This is a genomic window from Aquimarina megaterium XH134, assembly GCF_000520975.1.
Classification (GTDB): domain Bacteria; phylum Bacteroidota; class Bacteroidia; order Flavobacteriales; family Flavobacteriaceae; genus Aquimarina; species Aquimarina megaterium.
Genome location: NZ_JACB01000051.1, coordinates 57,680 through 75,867 on the forward strand (window position 1 = coordinate 57,680; position 18,188 = coordinate 75,867).

General features: G+C 32.3%; 23 protein-coding genes. 16 read left to right on the top strand and 7 right to left on the bottom strand.

What is annotated here, in order from left to right; translation table 11 throughout:
• Position 1 precedes the first annotated feature (1 nt).
• The 12 genes from Z053_RS0123170 to Z053_RS0123225 all read left to right on the top strand — a co-directional run bounded on the left by Z053_RS0123170 (position 2) and on the right by Z053_RS0123225 (position 7,370).
• Positions 2 to 214 carry a helix-turn-helix transcriptional regulator gene (locus Z053_RS0123170; protein WP_025667350.1) on the top strand — a complete coding sequence of 71 codons (213 nt, stop codon included), beginning with the start codon at positions 2 to 4 and terminating at the stop codon, positions 212 to 214.
• A gap of 5 nt (positions 215 to 219) precedes the next feature.
• Positions 220 to 927: a DUF4386 domain-containing protein gene (locus Z053_RS0123175; protein ID WP_160170140.1), complete on the top strand. Its 708-nt coding sequence runs from the start codon at positions 220 to 222 to the stop codon at positions 925 to 927.
• A gap of 131 nt (positions 928 to 1,058) precedes the next feature.
• Positions 1,059 to 1,613, top strand: coding sequence for a GNAT family N-acetyltransferase (locus Z053_RS0123180; RefSeq protein WP_025667352.1), 555 nt, complete (start codon positions 1,059 to 1,061; stop codon positions 1,611 to 1,613).
• Positions 1,614 to 1,668: 55 nt separating this feature from the next.
• Positions 1,669 to 2,118 carry a hypothetical protein gene (locus Z053_RS0123185; protein WP_025667353.1) on the top strand — a complete coding sequence of 150 codons (450 nt, stop codon included), beginning with the start codon at positions 1,669 to 1,671 and terminating at the stop codon, positions 2,116 to 2,118.
• 167 nt (positions 2,119 to 2,285) lie between these two features.
• A complete protein-coding gene (locus Z053_RS0123190) occupies positions 2,286 to 2,810 on the top strand; it encodes a DUF4269 domain-containing protein (RefSeq protein WP_025667354.1) in 525 nt (174 codons plus the stop codon).
• 55 nt (positions 2,811 to 2,865) lie between these two features.
• A complete protein-coding gene (locus Z053_RS0123195) occupies positions 2,866 to 3,648 on the top strand; it encodes an alpha/beta fold hydrolase (RefSeq protein ID WP_025667355.1) in 783 nt (260 codons plus the stop codon).
• 35 nt (positions 3,649 to 3,683) lie between these two features.
• On the top strand, positions 3,684 to 4,559 hold the full coding sequence (locus Z053_RS0123200) for an AraC family transcriptional regulator (protein WP_035096615.1): 876 nt from the start codon (positions 3,684 to 3,686) through the stop codon (positions 4,557 to 4,559).
• 164 nt (positions 4,560 to 4,723) lie between these two features.
• Entirely contained in the window at positions 4,724 to 5,032 is a 309-nt protein-coding gene (locus Z053_RS0123205; RefSeq protein ID WP_025667357.1) for a hypothetical protein, read from the top strand.
• Between the two features lie 222 nt (positions 5,033 to 5,254).
• Complete coding sequence (locus tag Z053_RS0123210) at positions 5,255 to 5,587, top strand: winged helix-turn-helix transcriptional regulator (RefSeq protein ID WP_025667358.1); 333 nt, start codon at positions 5,255 to 5,257, stop codon at positions 5,585 to 5,587.
• Positions 5,584 to 6,501: an NAD(+) diphosphatase gene (gene nudC / locus Z053_RS29220; RefSeq protein ID WP_025667359.1), complete on the top strand. Its 918-nt coding sequence runs from the start codon at positions 5,584 to 5,586 to the stop codon at positions 6,499 to 6,501. The genes Z053_RS0123210 and nudC overlap by 4 nt, the downstream gene beginning before the upstream one ends.
• Positions 6,498 to 7,040, top strand: coding sequence for a DinB family protein (locus Z053_RS0123220; RefSeq protein WP_025667360.1), 543 nt, complete (start codon positions 6,498 to 6,500; stop codon positions 7,038 to 7,040). The genes nudC and Z053_RS0123220 overlap by 4 nt, the downstream gene beginning before the upstream one ends.
• A 42-nt stretch (positions 7,041 to 7,082) precedes the next feature.
• Positions 7,083 to 7,370, top strand: a complete 288-nt coding sequence (locus tag Z053_RS0123225; RefSeq protein ID WP_025667361.1) for a YciI family protein — start codon at positions 7,083 to 7,085, stop codon at positions 7,368 to 7,370.
• Positions 7,371 to 7,402: 32 nt separating this feature from the next.
• Here the strand turns inward: Z053_RS0123225 and pdxR are convergent, their stop codons facing one another.
• On the bottom strand, positions 7,403 to 8,818 hold the full coding sequence (pdxR, locus tag Z053_RS0123230) for a MocR-like pyridoxine biosynthesis transcription factor PdxR (protein WP_025667362.1): 1,416 nt from the start codon (positions 8,816 to 8,818) through the stop codon (positions 7,403 to 7,405).
• Between the two features lie 99 nt (positions 8,819 to 8,917).
• On the opposite strand from pdxR, the gene Z053_RS0123235 reads away from it, so the two are divergent.
• The 3 genes from Z053_RS0123235 (at position 8,918) to Z053_RS0123245 (ending at position 11,124) form a co-directional block, all read left to right on the top strand.
• Positions 8,918 to 9,379: a cupin domain-containing protein gene (locus tag Z053_RS0123235; RefSeq protein ID WP_024772055.1), complete on the top strand. Its 462-nt coding sequence runs from the start codon at positions 8,918 to 8,920 to the stop codon at positions 9,377 to 9,379.
• A 20-nt stretch (positions 9,380 to 9,399) separates the two neighbouring features.
• Positions 9,400 to 10,305: a dihydrodipicolinate synthase family protein gene (locus Z053_RS0123240; RefSeq protein WP_025667364.1), complete on the top strand. Its 906-nt coding sequence runs from the start codon at positions 9,400 to 9,402 to the stop codon at positions 10,303 to 10,305.
• A 189-nt stretch (positions 10,306 to 10,494) separates the two neighbouring features.
• Positions 10,495 to 11,124 (top strand): LysE family translocator, encoded by a 630-nt coding sequence (locus Z053_RS0123245; RefSeq protein ID WP_025667365.1) that lies wholly within the window; start codon positions 10,495 to 10,497, stop codon positions 11,122 to 11,124.
• A gap of 29 nt (positions 11,125 to 11,153) precedes the next feature.
• Here the strand turns inward: Z053_RS0123245 and Z053_RS0123250 are convergent, their stop codons facing one another.
• Positions 11,154 to 11,918 carry an ABC transporter ATP-binding protein gene (locus Z053_RS0123250; RefSeq protein WP_025667366.1) on the bottom strand — a complete coding sequence of 255 codons (765 nt, stop codon included), beginning with the start codon at positions 11,916 to 11,918 and terminating at the stop codon, positions 11,154 to 11,156.
• Complete coding sequence (locus Z053_RS0123255; RefSeq protein WP_025667367.1) at positions 11,918 to 12,655, bottom strand: MlaE family ABC transporter permease; 738 nt, start codon at positions 12,653 to 12,655, stop codon at positions 11,918 to 11,920. Before Z053_RS0123255 ends, Z053_RS0123250 begins: the two co-directional genes overlap by 1 nt.
• A gap of 113 nt (positions 12,656 to 12,768) precedes the next feature.
• Here Z053_RS0123255 and pafA point away from each other — a divergent pair, with 113 nt between their 5' ends.
• Positions 12,769 to 14,409 carry an alkaline phosphatase PafA gene (pafA, locus tag Z053_RS0123260; protein ID WP_035096619.1) on the top strand — a complete coding sequence of 547 codons (1,641 nt, stop codon included), beginning with the start codon at positions 12,769 to 12,771 and terminating at the stop codon, positions 14,407 to 14,409.
• 3 nt (positions 14,410 to 14,412) lie between these two features.
• Here the strand turns inward: pafA and Z053_RS0123265 are convergent, their stop codons facing one another.
• The 4 genes from Z053_RS0123265 to Z053_RS0123280 all read right to left on the bottom strand — a co-directional run.
• Entirely contained in the window at positions 14,413 to 15,465 is a 1,053-nt protein-coding gene (locus Z053_RS0123265) for a flavin monoamine oxidase family protein (RefSeq protein ID WP_025667369.1), read from the bottom strand.
• Positions 15,466 to 15,522: 57 nt separating this feature from the next.
• Positions 15,523 to 16,269 carry an SDR family NAD(P)-dependent oxidoreductase gene (locus Z053_RS0123270; protein ID WP_025667370.1) on the bottom strand — a complete coding sequence of 249 codons (747 nt, stop codon included), beginning with the start codon at positions 16,267 to 16,269 and terminating at the stop codon, positions 15,523 to 15,525.
• Between the two features lie 64 nt (positions 16,270 to 16,333).
• On the bottom strand, positions 16,334 to 16,897 hold the full coding sequence (locus Z053_RS0123275) for a TetR/AcrR family transcriptional regulator (RefSeq protein WP_025667371.1): 564 nt from the start codon (positions 16,895 to 16,897) through the stop codon (positions 16,334 to 16,336).
• Positions 16,898 to 17,059: 162 nt separating this feature from the next.
• On the bottom strand, positions 17,060 to 18,188 hold a 1,129-nt coding region (locus Z053_RS0123280; protein ID WP_025667372.1), incomplete at its 5' end, for a TlpA family protein disulfide reductase.

Consider the following 18,188-nt stretch of genomic DNA (forward strand, 5'->3'; position numbering starts at 1 on the left):
AATGAAAGACATCAAAATCACGAATACCATTAGAACATTGCGCTTTCTCGACAAGGAAATGACACAGCAAGAATTGGCAGAAAAAGTAGGGGTTACAAGGCATACAATAATGGCAATCGAAAAAGGAAAATACTCTCCTACGCTAGAGTTAGCTTTCAAGATAGCCGAAGTTTTTAATAAACCTCTAGAAGAGGTATTTACCTATGAAAAATGAATGAAATGAAAAACATCGAAAATATAAAATCAAAGAAAAACGCATTAGTGGCAGGACTTTTTTATTTAGCACTTATCATAGTAGGGATGTATGGTTTTGTTTATGCTTTACCTCAAATAAAAATAGAAGGAGACATTTCGCAAACCGTAGACAATATTAAAAATAATCCATTTGTGTTTCGAATAGGGATATTTAGCATTCTTGTCATGAATGTAATTAGTATTTTGCTTGTAACTTATCTCTACAAGCTATTATCACCCCTTAATAAAACAATGGGGTTATCTATGTTACTCTTAATGTTATTTGGAGCAGGAATTTCTCTAGTTAACGAGGTTAATCATTTTGCTATGATAGTAATCAATAGTATAGATGATCTCTCGATAACAGAAAGCCAAAATCTAACAGAACTATTTTCGACCATTTACGAATATGGTGCACATATCGCTGTAATTTTTTGGGGACTATGGCTTTTTCCTCTTGGTTTTTTGATCTTTAAACTAGATACGCGAATCTCTGAGTTTATAGGAGTAATGTTAGTGATTGCAGGTGTTGGTTATACTCTAGATTCAATATTCTTGTTTCTATATCCAAATCTGCAAGTACCTACCCTTTCTGACTATACTTTTTTAGGTGAATTTTTATTAACAATATGGCTTTTGGTAAAAAGTAAGACTATAGAAAAATTAACCTTAAGCCGAATGTATAAAATTTGACATTTACGAAAAATGATGAGAGAAAAAATATTTATATTTGACTTAGTACCCAGCTTAAAGATATCGTTGTTCACTTATTTTATGTTTCTTACACGAAATGTTTTTAGATAAGCTGGCATTGTACTTTAAAAATGATGAGAATCGAAATAGTAACAGAAAGAACGAAACTAAGATTGATTACGTTATCGGATTTAGATTCGATTCATAAATTACATTCTTTACCCGAGACCGATGAATATAATACCTTGGGAATCCCAATACATATTGAAGAAACTAAATCTATAATAGAGCCTTGGATTGAAGAAAATCAATTGCATGAAATAAAGAAGTATACATTTGCAATTGAAACTAAATCTGATAGAAAATTTATAGGCCTATTTGGATTAAAAATCGGAAATAAAAAATATAATAGAGGAGAAGTTTGGTATAAGATACATTCTGATTATTGGAAAAAAGGATATGCTACAGAATCTTTAAGAGCAGTAATAGATTTTGGATTTGAAACCCTCAAATTACATCGAATAGAAGCTGGATGCGCAGTAGATAATATTGGTTCTATAAAGGTTCTTGAAAAAGTAGGAATGATAAGAGAAGGAAGAGCTAGGCAAATATTGCCTTTAAAATCAGGATGGTCAGACAATTTTGGATATGCAATACTTGAAACTGATAAAAGAAAAAATAACTAAGGCAGTAATAGTAGTCGTTGTATAAGTCTAGATTTGTAATAAAAGATATACTCCAATGTTTAAAAAAATAAATACAAAGCTTAATACCGTTCTTCTTTTGATTATAGGAATCATGATTTCTTGTGCGCAAGAAAGAAAAATGGGTAAAGTAATAAAAGATCAAAACTATACTACTTGTGCTAATTTTGAATGCCTTGAGAAAAATAAAAATAAACGAATAGTTGTTAAGGGAATACTTAGAACATATACTCCTAATAAAACAGGAAAAGGAGCAGGTCATATGTTTTGGGACTGGGAAATACTATTGGATAACCAAATAACGATACCCGTAATAAGTAAGAATCAAAGATTAGATCTATCTATATACAATAAAAAGAACGTACTAATTGATGGTAATGTGTTTTATGGTATAGTAATAGGGAGTCCAGAAGGACAAAATGCAACTGGATATAGAATAGATGCTCACTCAGTACAAGAACAAACTACAAGCAGCAAAAAAGAATAGGATTTGGTATGGTAGTCCAATGAATTAATGAGGTTGATTACAAGGGATATTTCTATAGTAGATAAGATGATCAAATGATTATTTTGGTATGCATTAACTTAATTTTATAACATATTTTTATAGCCGTTTTATACCTTACGCTGATAATAGTTTTTGTTTCAGTAGTCATGACGGATTTTAGAAATATAGAGTATTTAAAATTTGGAAATATTCGGCAAAGAAAAGCATATGACACCTTATTAGGTTTGGATATTATGCAAGTATTGAAAGCATATACCCCGATTCTTACAGGGACTATACCTATTGATATTGATGTACCACAAAGTGATCTGGATATCATTTGTGAATGCGAAGACCATGCAAAATTTTCAAACATGATTATTGGATCATTTCAAAAAGAAAAAAACTTTGCGATTTCGACCCGAACATATAGTAAAACAAAAAGAACGATTTGCCGGTTTCGATCCAATGGATTTGATATTGAGATTTTCGGACAAAATATTCCTACAGAACAACAAGATGCGTATAGACATATGATCATAGAATATAAAATTTTGAAGGAAAAAGGAGTTGAGTTTCGGTCTAAAATAAAGAAGTTGAAATCTAATGGGGTGAAAACCGAACAAGCATTTGCACAACTCTTAGGTTTGAAAGGAGATCCTTATAAGGAACTATTAAATTTGAGATACTAAAAAAACAAGAAGCTATAGTCTTTAAAAACGATAATCTTTGCATTTTACAAAACATATGAAAATAAAAGTCCTTGATGGTATATTTATAAGATATAATATTGTAGATAAAGCCAAACAATCGATTTGGTTTTTACATGGATTTGCCGACTCTGGTTTGGCGTATAAAGAGGTTTTTGGCTCTGATCTTGCGTCAGAATTTAATCTTTATGTTGTAGATCTTCCTGGGTTTGGAGTTAGCCCTGTACATTCTAACTATGTGTCGATTAAAGAGCAAGCAGGTTTGCTTTCGCGGATAATAGAAAAAGAAACAGAGAACAATGTAGAAGTAAATATTGTTGCACATTCGATTGGTGCACTTATAGGAACCTGGGTTTGCCAACAATTAGCAAGTAAGATTAATTATTATATTAATATAGAAGGAAACCTAACAGAGGCAGATAGCTATTTTTCAAGTAAACCTTTACAATATAATACAGCAGAAGAATTTACCCAATACTTTGAAAAAAGGATTTTTGAAAATGCAATAAAAGAAGAACGATATAAAAGATATTATTGCAGCTTTAGGTTCGCCGAACCACAGGGAATGCGTAATTGGGGAATTACAAGTCAGGAATACATTAAGGGTAATCAATGTGGGTTTGAGTTCAAAGACTTAACTTGTAATAAGATATATATATGGGGTGATTTGGATACTCCAAAAGACACCCAGAGATTTATAAAAGAACATAATATCCCAAACAAGCTTTATAAAGGTGTAGGGCACTGGCATATGATAGAAAATTCAAAGCATTTCTATGCAGATGTAAGTAAAATTATAAAAAAAGTATACTTCATATAGCAAATCCCATTTCGAGGATAGTATGAATCAAAATAATGTCAGAACAAGAAATCGAAAAATATCATTTTCTAAAAGATGAACCTCAAAAGAGGCAGTTTGATATTTATGATTTGGCCGAATATCAAAAAACGAATTCTCAACATTCTTCAAAACCACATACACACAGTTTTTATCAAATTATTTGGTTTAAAAGCAATAAAGGAAAGCACTTTATAGATTTTGAAGAGTATGATATTAAAAAAAACAGGATTTTTTTTATTGCTAAAAATCAGATTCATTTTTTTGAAAAACGCCAGGATTATAGTGGTTTATTATTTCATTTTAATGAATCATTTATTTTAAATAATGAAACTGATATCAACTTTTTTCTTACCTATTCTATATTCAATAATCATCAGGAACCCTTTTATCAGGTTCCTAATGAACAGGAGCACCAGATTTTAAGTTATTTTCAGCAAATAGAAAATGAAACGAAGAATAATGGTGAGTTTGGTAACCAAATGATTTTATCTAACGTACTAAAAGCTTTTTTGCTTCGTATAGAACGTGAGAAGCGAAAAAATGGTAAAACAATCAAAACCGACTTAAGTCGTAATTTTACATATCTCAAGTTTAGAGATCTTTTAGAGCATAATTTTTATCAAAATTGGTCTGTATCCAATTATGCAGATCAGCTTTCCATTTCAACAAAAACACTTAATTCTATTATTAAATCTGAAATGGGGAAAACAACTTCGCAAGTGATTGCCGATAGGATCCTTTTGGAAGCCAAAAGAAAATTGATACATACTAATGCCCGCATAAACCAAATAGGGTATGATTTAGGGTTTCAAGATCCTTATTATTTTATCAAGTATTTTAAAAAACATCTTAAGATCTCTCCCTCAGAGTTTAGGAAAACGATTTCCTAAATTTACTAATTATAGTAGGTTTTGTCCATTTTATTGGGTTTCGTTGCGAGCTACTTTTGTTCTGTAACAAAATTATAAATGCAATGAAATCCAAATTTAAATTTTCGATCAGACTATTGCCAATATTTGCGACAATAGTGTTATTAACTTTAACATCAATGACAATGGACAAAAAAGTAGAAACAAATGCCTATTTACAAATTACCCTGAAAATAAAATCAGAAAATCGAGAACGTGCTGCTGGTATTTATCTTAAATACAAAGAGCCATTTTTAAAACAAATCAAAGGAGCAGTATCAAAAGAATTGATCTTAAGAAACCAAGATGTACAGGTGATGCATGGTTTTGAATCAGAAGCTGATGCAAAAACATACCTGTCATCGAACTTATTTGAAAAAGATGTAGTTAGAGAATTAAAACCTTATTTAGAAAGTGCCCCAGATGTTAGAATCTATTCTGTTTTTAGAAATTAGAACCTAATCTCTTTAGAAAAGGAGCTACCTACAGTGGCTATTTTTGTATGCAATGGAAGGCAATTTGAGTTTGGGATCAAATTGTCTTCTGTTTTTTTGTAACTCAATACTCATACTATTTATAATACAACCGATAATGCTATCTATACATATATATTATTTTTATTGATTTATTGCTACACTTTATGTAGCTTTGCTATTAAATATGTAGCAATTTATAATATGGCAACACCAAAACCAGGAAAACCAGTTAGAGGATCAAAAACCGGACAACCTATCATGGCTCTTTTTGATCTGTTAGGAAGAAGTTGGGCTATGGGAATAATATGGCATTTGTATAGAGGCCCAAGTACATTTAGGAAGTTACAAGAATATTGCGAATCAATTTCTCCCACTACACTAAATAAGAGATTAAAGGAGTTGACAGAGTCTCATCTTATTGAGCGTTCTATTGATGGATATATGTTAACTAAGCAAGGGAAAGAGTTATTCGAATTATTATCTCCACTAGGTAAATGGGCAAAAACCTGGGCAAATAACTATACCTCGAAATGAAAAAACAATATTATAGTAATCCATTTTTTGATAGAGCAGCTGAAAACAGAAGAACTCCTTTAGCAATTTCTGCAAATGATGTTTTGATTATTTCGTTTCAACATAAATTTTATTTCTTTCAAGAAAAGGAAAGAAAAGAATTGGCCTTATTTCCATTAGAATTATTTAAACAGGTTTCTCTTAACAGTTCTTTTTTAGGAGTACAGAAAGACAAAAAAATATGGACAGTCGACTTAACAGAAACAGATGTAAAAAGTGTTTCAAAAATTTTAAAAGGAGGTTGGTTTTATGATGTTCGGGATTTGGTGGATCAATTAGAAAATGAACAGGCAGCACTTTTAGCTTATGCTTTAGGGATAAATAAGTGGCATCAAATAACTAGGTTTTGTGGTGCTTGTGGAGCAGATACCAAAAGCTGGGAAAATGGACATAGCAAAAAATGTGAAAACCCAAAATGCTCTACTATTTTCTATCCACAAATCTCACCAGCTATTATTGTACTTATTGAGTATAAACCAAAAGAAGGACAACCATTATGCTTATTGAATAAAAGAAAAATTGATAATGGATATATGTGTTCCACATTTGCAGGATTTGTCGAAATTGGAGAAAGCCTTGAAGATGCTGTGGTAAGAGAAATGAAAGAAGAAGTGAATGTAGATGTAACTAATTTACGCTATGTGGATTCGCAACCATGGTCATTTTCATCTTCTTTAATGATGGGGTTTGTTGCCGAAGTAGAGCATACAGAATTTGAGGTTGATGGCGAAGAAATTAAGGATGCAGCCTGGTTTTCGGCAGAACAAATACATGAGAGTGTATCAAAAGAAGAACTAATACTTTCGAGGCCAGATTCTATAGCTAGATTTTTAATAGAAACCTGGGCGAATAACAATCTAAACAAAATGTTATGAGGAAAATTGATAAACCTATTTCTGGTGAGTTTCCTGCTTACTCTAGCATGTACATGGATTTGTTGCAGGATGACGGCAAAATTTTAAATCATTTGTGGGATAATTTCATTACCATCAAAGATTTTATATACAATTTGCCAGAAGAAAAATTGTACTATCGGTATGCTAAGAAGAAGTGGACTATTAAAGAAATCCTGGTGCATATTATTGATGATGAACGTATTTTTTCATATCGGGCATTACGATATGCAAGAAATGATAAAACACCTTTGCCTGGATTCGAAGAAAAGGATTATGCAGTTTATTCTAAAGCTAATGAACGAAGTTTAGAAAGTATATTTGATGAATATGAAATGGTTAGAAAATCAACCATAGCACTTTTTAAATACCTGCCAGATGATTGTTTTATGAGAAGTGGTGCATCTGTCGGAAATATTAATCATAGAACCGTTAGGGGATTAGTATACCATATAGCAGGGCATGAACTAAGGCATTTTAATATCATAAAAGAACGATATTTGGATATAAAACCAGAATAGTGTAGATGTCAAAATTGTAACCAAGAACTAAAAAAATACACGATGTTTATTATCAATTTTAATTTTGTTAAACCAATAGAAGAAGTAAATCGTTTTACTGAAGCTCACCGTAATTATATTTCAGAACAATACAACATAGGGAAATTTATAATAGGAGGACCTAAATCACCTAGAACAGGAGGAATTGTAATTGCAAACTGCGATTCAAAAGAAGAAGTTCATAAAATCTTAGATAAAGATCCGCTAATACAAAAAGAAGTAGCAGAATATAGTGTAATAGAATTCATTCCTGTAATGAGTACGACAGATTTGAATCACTACCATAAATAAGAACATAACGATGAGGTCTGTGTGGTATATCGTTATAATAACTTAGAAAGTGCAATAACTCCTTTTTTTAAATGCTCTTCAGATAATGACGCATACCCTAAACGGAAACCATGTATGGGGTTGATAAAACTAAATTTATTAGGTGTAATAATATCTATACCTTGCATATTTAGTTTTTTGGCAATCTGAAAAACATCTACCTCTTTTTTAGGCACCAGCCAAAAAGCAAGCCCTCCATCTGGTTTACTAAAAGATACTTTTTCTTTTAGATATGTATGAAGTAAGGTTTCGAAATAGTCTCTTTTGGCTTTGTATATCGCAGAAGTCTTTTTTAAATGACGTTTTACTTCTCCGTCTTTTATTAATTGTAAAATAGCTTGCTCCATGATATTATCACCCTGTACATCAATAATTTTACGAAGATCTCCTGCTTTTTTTATAAAACTTTGGCTTCCCACCAAGTAACCAATACGCAGAGCAGGTGCAATGATCTTACTTAATGTTCCTATGTAAATAAAATGTTGAACGTTATCAAAACTAGAAATCGGTAAAACAGGTCTGTATCCAAAATGGAATTCATTATCATAATCATCCTCAATGATGGTAAACCCATATTGATTAGATAATGAGATTAACTCTAAACGTCTTTGCAGGCTCATGGTTACAGTTGTAGGAAATTGATGATGAGGAGTTGTGTATATTGCTTTTATCTTTTTATGCTTTTTTAAATAATACTTTACATCATCGATACTTAGTCCTTGATCATCTACCGAAACAGGAAGAAGATTGGCTCCAATACTTTCAAAAGCTCGCCATGCTGGTTTATAACCTGGGTTTTCTATTAGTACAAAATCATCTTTTTCTAATAAACAATGACCTGTTAAATACATTGCCATTTGGCTACCTCTTGTGATGCAAATTTCCTGAATTGAAATATTCATCCCACGCTTAAAATTTAGCATTTGTACCATTGCATTTCTAAACTCAGAATCCCCTAATTCATTACTGTACCCCATCATTTGCCAGCGAGCTTTGCGATTAAAAATTTGCCTGTATGCTCTTGCTAATGCTATGGTAGGAGCAAGTCTACTATCCGGAAACCCATCATCAAAAACAATTAATGGTTTTGATGAATGCTCATCATCAATAATATTTTGCCTATATACGCTTTTATGTTGGTCCTGTTTAGGAAAAACATTAGCCACAAATGTTCCTTTTCTTTCTTTAGAAACAAGCCACCCTTCTGCGATTAAGACATTTAAACCTTCAACAACTGTATTCCTGTTTACTTTTATTAATTCTGCTAATTGTCTGCTTCCTGGCAAGGCCTGGTTTTTATGTAATTGCTCATTTTTGATTGCATTAATAATAGCATCTGCAATTTGTAGATATATAGCTTTCTTACTAGTAAGATCGATTTTAATTTGAAGTTCCCAAGGTCTAAGCATCTGGACTATCTCTTTATGTGTTTTCTGTACCATAAAGATAGTCCAAATATGAAATACTTTTACATTGTAATAATACAATGAACAAAAAATTAGAAAACAATGGAAACTAAAGAAAAAAAATTCAGTTCAAAAGATTTTCATGAAACTTTTGCAAGACCAAAATTTGTAATGCCCGATACATTGATACATAAAAATGTAGAAAATGCAGGGGTACACGATCAGTTCTCTACAGAAAGAAAACATCCTGTTTTTTTTATAGATCTACCTAGTAAAAATGTAAGTATGACGATTGGAGGTTTGTTACCAGACCAAATGACAAATAAACATAGGCATACGTATGAAACATTATTGTATGTAATCGAAGGAGAAGGGTATACCGAAATAGAAGGTGTGAGAGTGGATTGGAAAGCAGGAGATGCTGTTTACATTCCCAGTTGGACCTGGCATCGTCATAAAAATTTGAGTAGTACAAAAAATGCAAAATACATTGCCAGCGAAAATGCGCCTCAACTTCAAAACTTAGGTGTAGCACTTCGTGAAGAAGAAGGTAGAGATTTATAGTCATCAAAAAAATATATATTATGAAAAATGTACCATTTAAAGGTGTGATTGCTTATCCAATAACACCATTTGATACTAATGAAAAGGTAGATATTGATTTGTTTAGAAAACTTTTAGAACGATTAATAAGAAATGGATCTCACGGTATTGCTCCTTTAGGAAGTACAGGTGTACTTCCTTATCTTACTGATCAGGAAAAAGAGGCGATAACCGAAGCAACAATTCAGCAAGTGAATAAACGACTTCCTGTTTTAGTTGGAGTTTCGAATCTAACAACAGAAAGAACAGTGCATCATGCTAAGTTTGCAGAAAAAGCTGGTGCTACAGCGGTTATGATCATCCCAATGAGTTACTGGAAATTGACAGATGACGAGATCGTTCGGCACTATGACACGGTAGCAAAACAGATTTCTATTCCAATTATGGCCTATAATAATCCTGCTACAAGTGGAGTAGACATGTCACCTGCATTACTAAAACGTTTGCTAGAAATCCCTAATGTTACCATGATTAAAGAAAGCACAGGCGATGTGCAACGTATGCACTATTTAAGAAAAGAATTGGGAGAAGATGTAGCTTTTTATAATGGTTCGAATCCTTTAGCATTAGCCGCTCTTTCTGCAGGAGCAACAGGTTGGTGTACTGCAGCTCCAAACCTTATTCCCGAACTTAATATTGCTTTGTATGATGCTATTCGGGAAAATGATTTACGATATGCGCAAGACATATTTTATAAGCAGATTAATCTTCTGAAATTTATAGTTAACAAAGGATTACCAAGAGCAGTTAAGGCAGGGTTAACTATTTTAGGAGAAGAAGGAGGAAATTTGAGAAGCCCATTAAAGCCATTAACCGATATAGAAAAGAGTGAACTAAAGAGCATTTTAGAAAAATCGAAGCATGGTATTGAAAAAGTAATAGGCTGAAGTAAAAGAAAAATTGAATAACTTTAAGTAAAATAAACTAAGAAAGAACAATATTGCTTAGACTAAATTGATCCAATAGGCAAGTAGAATATAACCTTATATTCTACTTGCCTATTTATTAATAATACTAGTCCTGGATTTGCAAGTGTTATTTTGCTATTTTTAAAATAATTATAAAAAACAATCGATATGAATCTTACACTTTGGATTTCGTTTATAGGAACAGTTTTTATTATTGCAGTTACTCCTGGACCAAGTGTACTACTTGCTTCTGCGAATAGTATGAATTACGGAACAAAAAAAACAGTTGGAACGATATTAGGAGACTTATCGGCAAATGCTATACAGATATTTTTATCCTCGCTGGGATTAGCATCTATTGTTATTTCTTCTGGAGAAATTTTTGGTCTGATAAAATGGATTGGTGTTGGATATTTGATATATATGGGGGTGACAAAAATTATTTCAAAACCAAATGTCGAACAATTCAAAAAAAAGAATAGAGAAAAGAGTTTTTTAAAATTATATAGCGAAGGTTTTTTTATGTCGGCATCAAACCCAAAAGCAATTGTATTTTTCGCTGCATTATTTCCTTTGTTTATTGATGAAAGTCTTGCCTTTGCACCACAAGTATTAGTATTAGGAATAACCTATTTAGTAATTGATGGTATTAGTCTTTTTATGTATGTTAGATTTGCATCCCGATTAAAAAAATATCTTGAAAATAAGGAAAAGATTCACTTGCAAAATAAAATCATAGGAACATTATTAATTTTTAGTGGAGTACTATTATCCATGGTAAGACGAACTAATACTTAGGAAATAATGCTGCTTATTAATACTATGAACTATAGACCTTTTAACTGAGCGTCTCGAACTTTTTTAAACAAATTAGAAGAGTATACAAAATCGGTTACTGCTTTATTATCGGTTTTGAATATTTGGGTTTTGTCACCTTCCCATTCTAAATTACCATTTTTAAGAAAAACGATTTTTTCTCCAATTTCCATTACCGAATTCATATCATGCGTATTGATTACGGTGGTGATATTGTATTCTTCAGTAATTTCTTTAATTAGGTTATCTATAACAATAGCAGTTCTGGGGTCAAGTCCAGAGTTAGGTTCATCACAGAATAGATATTTGGGACGTGTTACTATGGCACGTGCAATAGCGACACGCTTTTGCATACCGCCACTAATTTCTGAAGGTAATTTTTTCTCAGCATTTTCAAGATGTACACGATCTAAAACCTCATGAACTCTTTCTAACATTTCTTCCCTTTTTTGTTTGGTAAACATCATAAGAGGGAACATTACATTTTCTTCTACAGTCATAGAGTCGAATAATGCACTACCTTGAAAAACCATTCCCATCTGTTCTCGTAAATCTCTTTGTTCTTCTTCATTGAGATCAGAATATACACTACCATCATAACAAATAGAACCTTGTTCTGGTGTAAAAAGCCCAAGCAGACATTTCAAGAAAACGGTTTTACCACTTCCACTAGTACCGATAATAAGATTAGTCTTACCTCTGTCAAATGTTGTAGTGATTCCTTTTAAAATCTCTTCTCCATTAAAACCTTTATGTAGATTAGTAACTTCTATCATTAGCTTAATAATAATTGAGTGAGAATATAATTAGATATAATAATAGATACTGTAGTCCATACAAAAGCAGAGGTACTTGCTTTACCAACTTCTAGTGCTCCACCTTTCATATAGTATCCATGAAATGAAGGGATGGTTGCTAGTAAGAAAGAGTATAAAAAAGTCTTTATAAATGCATATACCAGATGATAAGGAATAAACTCTTCTCGTAGTCCGGTTAAAAATTCTGAACTAGAGATAAATCCTCCATATACTCCGGCAATATACGCTCCACATATTCCGGTAAACATAGCGATGGCAATAACAAATGGATAGGTAAGCATCGCAATGATTTTCGGAAAAACTAAATAATTAAGTGAATTGATCCCCATTACCTCTAGCGCATCAATCTGTTCGGTTACTCGCATTGTACCAATACTTGAGGTAATAAAAGAACCTACTTTACCTGCCATAATAACAGAAATAAATGTAGGAGCAAATTCAAGGATTACAGATTGTCTTGAAGCAAAAGCAATAAGCTTTTTGGGAATTAGAGGGTTAGTAAGATTGAGTGCAGTTTGGATAGCTACAACAGCCCCAATAAAAAAGGCTAGAAATACTGTTATTCCTAAAGAACCAATAATTAAATCATCTATCTCTTTAAATATTAGATTCCGTATCACAGAACCTTTAGTCATTCGACTAAAAACGCCTTTTAACATTAAAAAATAGCGACCAATATCGTCTAAGTAAAACATGCATTATAATTAGAAAGGCTAAAATAGAAAAAAAATTATCCATAGCATTTAACCTTCTATTAAAGTTTTACATTTGTAGTAATAGTATTTTAGCTATTTAAATTCAAAATATAATGACAAAAAGAGTATTTTTAATCTTATTAGTTACGTTGTGCTGCATGCCTTGTAGAGCACAGGAAGGTGTTCGAATCAATAGTTCGCCAAAACTGGTAGTTGGTATTGTTGTAGACCAAATGCGATATGATTATTTAACCCGTTTTTATAATCGATTCGGTGATAGGGGGTTTAAGCGTATGATTAATGAAGGTTTTAATTGTAAAAACAATCATTTTAATTACGTGCCTACTTATACAGGTCCTGGTCATGCTTCTGTATATACAGGAACGACACCAAAAAATCATGGAATTATCTCTAATCATTGGTATGATAAGTTTGGTAAAGCAATGGTGTATTGTGCAAGTGATTCATTAGTTAAAGCAGTAGGATCTAATAGCGAAATGGAACAAATGTCTCCTCGTCGCATGAAAACATCTACTGTAAGTGATCAAAATAGGTTGCATACACAATTAAAAGGAAAAACAATTGGTATTGCTATAAAGGACCGAGGTGCTATTCTGCCAGCAGGTCATTCTGCCAATGGTGCATATTGGTTTAGAGGTAAAGATGAAGGGAAATGGATAACCAGTACTTATTATCGTAACGAATTACCAGATTGGGTCAAAAAGTTTAATACTTCTAACCAGGCAGAGTCTTACTTAAAAGTATGGAATACCCTTTATGATATTAATACATATACAGAAAGTGGCCCGGATCAAAATCAGTTTGAAGGTGGATATAAAGGTAAAGAAACAGTTACGTTTCCTTATGATCTAGCAAAGTTAAAAGATCAGAATGCAGGATATGATATTATTAAAGCTTCGGCTTATGGAAATAGCTTAACCACCGATTTTGCAATTGCTGCAATCGAAGGGGAGCAACTGGGGGTTGATAAGACTACAGATTTTCTTACAGTAAGTTTTTCCAGTACAGATTATGTTGGGCATAACTTTGGAGTAAATTCTAAAGAAATTCAAGATACATATTTACGATTAGATAAAGATTTAGAACGTTTTTTTGATGCTCTGGATACTAAAGTAGGTAAGGGGCAATATACCGTTTTCCTTACGGCAGATCATGGAGCTGTACATGTACCGTCATATTTAAAATCTGTTAAGATTCCTGCAGGTTATTTTGATAGAGATGCATTTACAACCAAAGTTAAAGCATTTGTAAAAGCACAGTTTAAAGTAGATGGATTGATCGAAAACATTTCAAACAATCAAGTGTTTTTTGATTATAACATGTTAAAAAAACATACAATATCTGCAGAAAAACTTGAGAAAGCGCTCGCTCATTATATGCTTCAGGAAAATCAAATTGATAAAGTATTTACCAGGAACCAATTAGAAACAGGTGAATATGTTACTGGTATTGCAGCGTTGATTCAAAAAGGATTTAATCAAAAAAGAAGTGGTGATGTGGTATATGTGATGGATCCTGCTACGATATCGTATTCTAAAACAGGTTCAACTCATGGGAGTGGTTTAACCTATGATACTCATGCTCCTTTATTGTTTTTTGGACAAGGAATACAAAAGGGGAGTACGACTCAAGAAACATATATCCCGGATATTGCACCTACTATTTCTGCTTTATTAGGAATTACTTTTCCTAACGGAGCTACAGGAAAGGTATTATCCTTTGTATTAGAGTAGGAGTTATTCTTTTAATTTTTGATATATGGATTGTGCACTTTTAACTGCACCTTCCATATATCCTCCAAATTGAGTTGCAGTTTCGGCACCTGCAATAAATAAGCTATTGTCAAAAAAAACCTTTTGATAGATAGGGTGACCATTATTTTGATGAGGAAAGATAAAATGTTCAGAATCGTTAAAGGTGTTGGATTCTTGCCTCCAAATCTCTTCCTTATATTGAGAATATTCTAAAGCGGCATCACCAAAGAGTTTTTGAAGTTGGCGTATCACTTTAGATTTTCTGTTCTTTTTGGTTTCCAGATACATTTCATTTTGTAAAAAGCCTTTTAAGGCATATTTAGTATTTCTGTGGTTTGAGTGATCATATAGTTCTGTTATTGGCCCCACATTACTAAATACAGTTCCCGAATATTTGTTTTCTTTCCAAAATGGTCTTTTGTAAGCAATTCCAAACTTTATAGAATCTCCCATCCAGGTATGAGTATTGTTAGCTATTTTAATAAGGTTTTTTGGTAAAGAAGGATTAAATTGTATAGTGTTTACAAGAAGCTTTGGTGGTAATGTAGATACTAGTTTATGCGCATGATAGTTGAGGTTAGTAGTATTAATTTCAAATCGATTTTTGATATAACTAATACTCGTTACTTTTTCATTTAAAATAAGTTCTTCTTTGGTAAGAGATGAAGCCAAAGCATTAAGTAAAGCAATAGTTCCTCCTTGTATTCGATAACTGGGTTGTTGGTTTGGTGGTAAATGTATGTGCTGAGGTGGGGCAGTAGATAGCGGTTCAAACAATGCAGTTCCTTTTATGAATTGTTCAAAAACGAGAAGTTTTAATTCTCCTAATACTTTTAGTAACTCCTGATGCTGGATTCCTATCCAGGTCGCTCCCATTTCTATTGGTGTTTCATCATCAATAAGAACTGTATGTATTCTTCCGCCAATTCTACTTCTAGATTCGATAATTTTAAAAGAAATATTGCGCTCTTTTAACCTATATGCTAGTAACAATCCTGTTAATCCGGCACCAATTATAAGTACTTCTGATTTCATTATAGTTAAATGTAAAAAGTAAAGCCTCCTTTTGAGGCCTTACTTTGATATTATTTTTTAATTACGTCCGGCAATTACACCACCATCAGTATCCCATATCGCACCAGTTACCCAGGAAGCTTTATCAGATAATAGAAAAGTGATACTATTAGCAATATCTTGTGGAGTTCCATTTCTTCCTATAGGGTGAAAATTATTAAACCCTACCAATGCTTTTTTAGCTTCTTCGGCACTGCCAAAAACACTATCATAAACCGGAGTTTCGACTACGGCAGGAGATACTGCATTTACTCTAATTCCGTGATCTGCCAACTCCATTGCCAAGTGTTGGGTAAGAGTATGTAGTCCTGCTTTTTGCATAGAATAAGCAGAAGAAGGAGTTGCTTTTACAGCTTGTTTTGCCCACATCGAACCTACATTTACAATAGCTCCACTATTATTTTCTTTCATTTTCTTAGCGGCAGATTGTGTTATAAAAAAGAAACCTCTATTAAGATCCTGATAAGCATCGTAATCCTCTACTGTATGATCCAGAAATGCTTTTGGCCCAAAGATTCCGGATGCGTTTACCAGATAATCTAAGCGATCTAATCCAGAAATGGTATCGATCAATTCGTTTACACTGGCAGTGTCTGTAATATCTACCTGGTGTTTAATTATGTTATCTGTATCTGGTATTTTGGATATATTTCTCCCTACTACGTGCACAGTAGCACCTCCTTCGATTAAAGTATTTACGGTAGCATTACCAATTCCGCTGGTTCCACCAACGACCAAGGCTGTTTTGTTTTTGAATGTTGTCATTTTTAGTTTTTTAAGATGAATAAAATTGAACAGACAAGTCTGTCTTTAATTAATAAAAATTTTTTTAGTTCAGTATGCTTTTACAAAGAGATAAACCAGTATTTATTGGCCATTGATTTTGATGTAATTTACTTTCGGAAATAGAGCTTTCGTAAATTAAATAAACTCTTTTGGCCAGTGCTTCATTTGCTGAAGTTGTATTTTGATTACAGTTCTTCTCTACTAGTTCTTTTATAAATTCGATAAATTCTTCTTTTTGTTTTTGAATCTCTTTCCTGATTTTTTCGTTTTCTCTCGGGATTTCGGCAATAGTATTTACACACCAGCATCCATTAAAATCTTTTTCTGCAAAGAATTCTATAAGAAAATGAAACAAAGCATACAATTGATCCTTTCCTTTTTTGGCATTACCCACAAAGGTTTTTATGTTTTTTGTAAACAGATCATTTCTAAATCTAAGATAAGCAAGGCAGATATCTTCTTTTGAAGCAAAATGATTGTATAGTGTTGCTTTTGCAATACCTGCTTCTTTTATGATTTCATTTATACCAGTGCGATTATATCCTTTTTGGTAAAAAAGATCAGAGGCAGTTTCTATAATATGTTGTTTTACTAAAGAGTGTTTCACGACACAAAACTACAAAATAATTTTAAAAACAGACAGACTTGTCTATTTTTAATTTGAGGTTATTACAAAGAGATGTGAAAATGGGAGGTCTATTTTAAAGTAAGTCCGCAAATTCTATAGAATTTGCGGACTTATATTTTTTTAAAAGAGTAAGACTTAATCTTAGATATTTAGTTCGTTAAAAACTTCTACAAGTATGGGGTCAGATGGTCTTGGAGCATAAGGGTTTACAATTTTACCTTCTGGGTCAATTAATATGAATCTGGGTATTGTTCTTATACTATAATCAATAGCAAATTGAGATTTTGAAGCTTTATCAGCAAGTAATTGGATTCCTCCAAGCTCTTTTTCTTTAACCATTGTTCTCCATGCATCGTGTTTTGGTTTCTTATCTATAGAGATACTTACAAATTCAATATTTTTATTGTGATATTGTTTTTCGATTTTCTTGAGATGTGGAATTTCTGCTTTACAAGGCCCACACCAGGTCGCCCAAACATCAATATATACATATTTTCCTTTAAGGTCACTAAGTGAAGTTGTTCCTCCTTTGTAGTTCTTGTAATTGGTAAACACTGGAGAATTATTTCCTTTTGCCAGTCGTTCATTTAAATCTTTTATTTTTTCATACTTAAGGGTTAATTCGTTTTTTAATTTCTCATCATCAGATGCTACCATGATTAGATCATATAACTCTCCCGCATTTTTATTTTCTTGAGTAACTTTACGTACTATATTTTTTATAAAAGCATCTTTGATATTTTTACTATTAATCTGAGCCAGATTTTCTATCATTGCTTTGCCTATAAAAATACTGTCCTTGGCTGCTTTTTCTTCAGAGATTCTGTCGAATATATTAAAACTTAATTGTCTGTATGGAGCAGAGTTCTCAAAATCTTCGGCATTATCAATATTAAAACCTTTTAATTCGGTCAAAAAACCTTCAGGAGTTTTATAATCTTCTTTTTTGGCATAATAACCATGGGTTGATTGATAATTATTCAGCATTGATAAATACTCATAATGATTGTCTTTAGTTTGGATGGCCACAAATTCGGGATCTAAATCTTTATATTTTTTAATCGCATCATTTTTAGCCTGTTTGTTTTGCAATACCAATTTTTTAAACTCATCGGCTTCTTTTATAAAAAGTTTTTGATACCCCTCTGGGCCACCGGCAAAAAGATTTTCTTGTATTAAAGCTTTCTCTGCCAGATAATTATTAGCATCTGCAGCAGTACCTGTATATTTTATGCTTTCGTCAAACTGCTTAGTATCTATTGTTAATTCT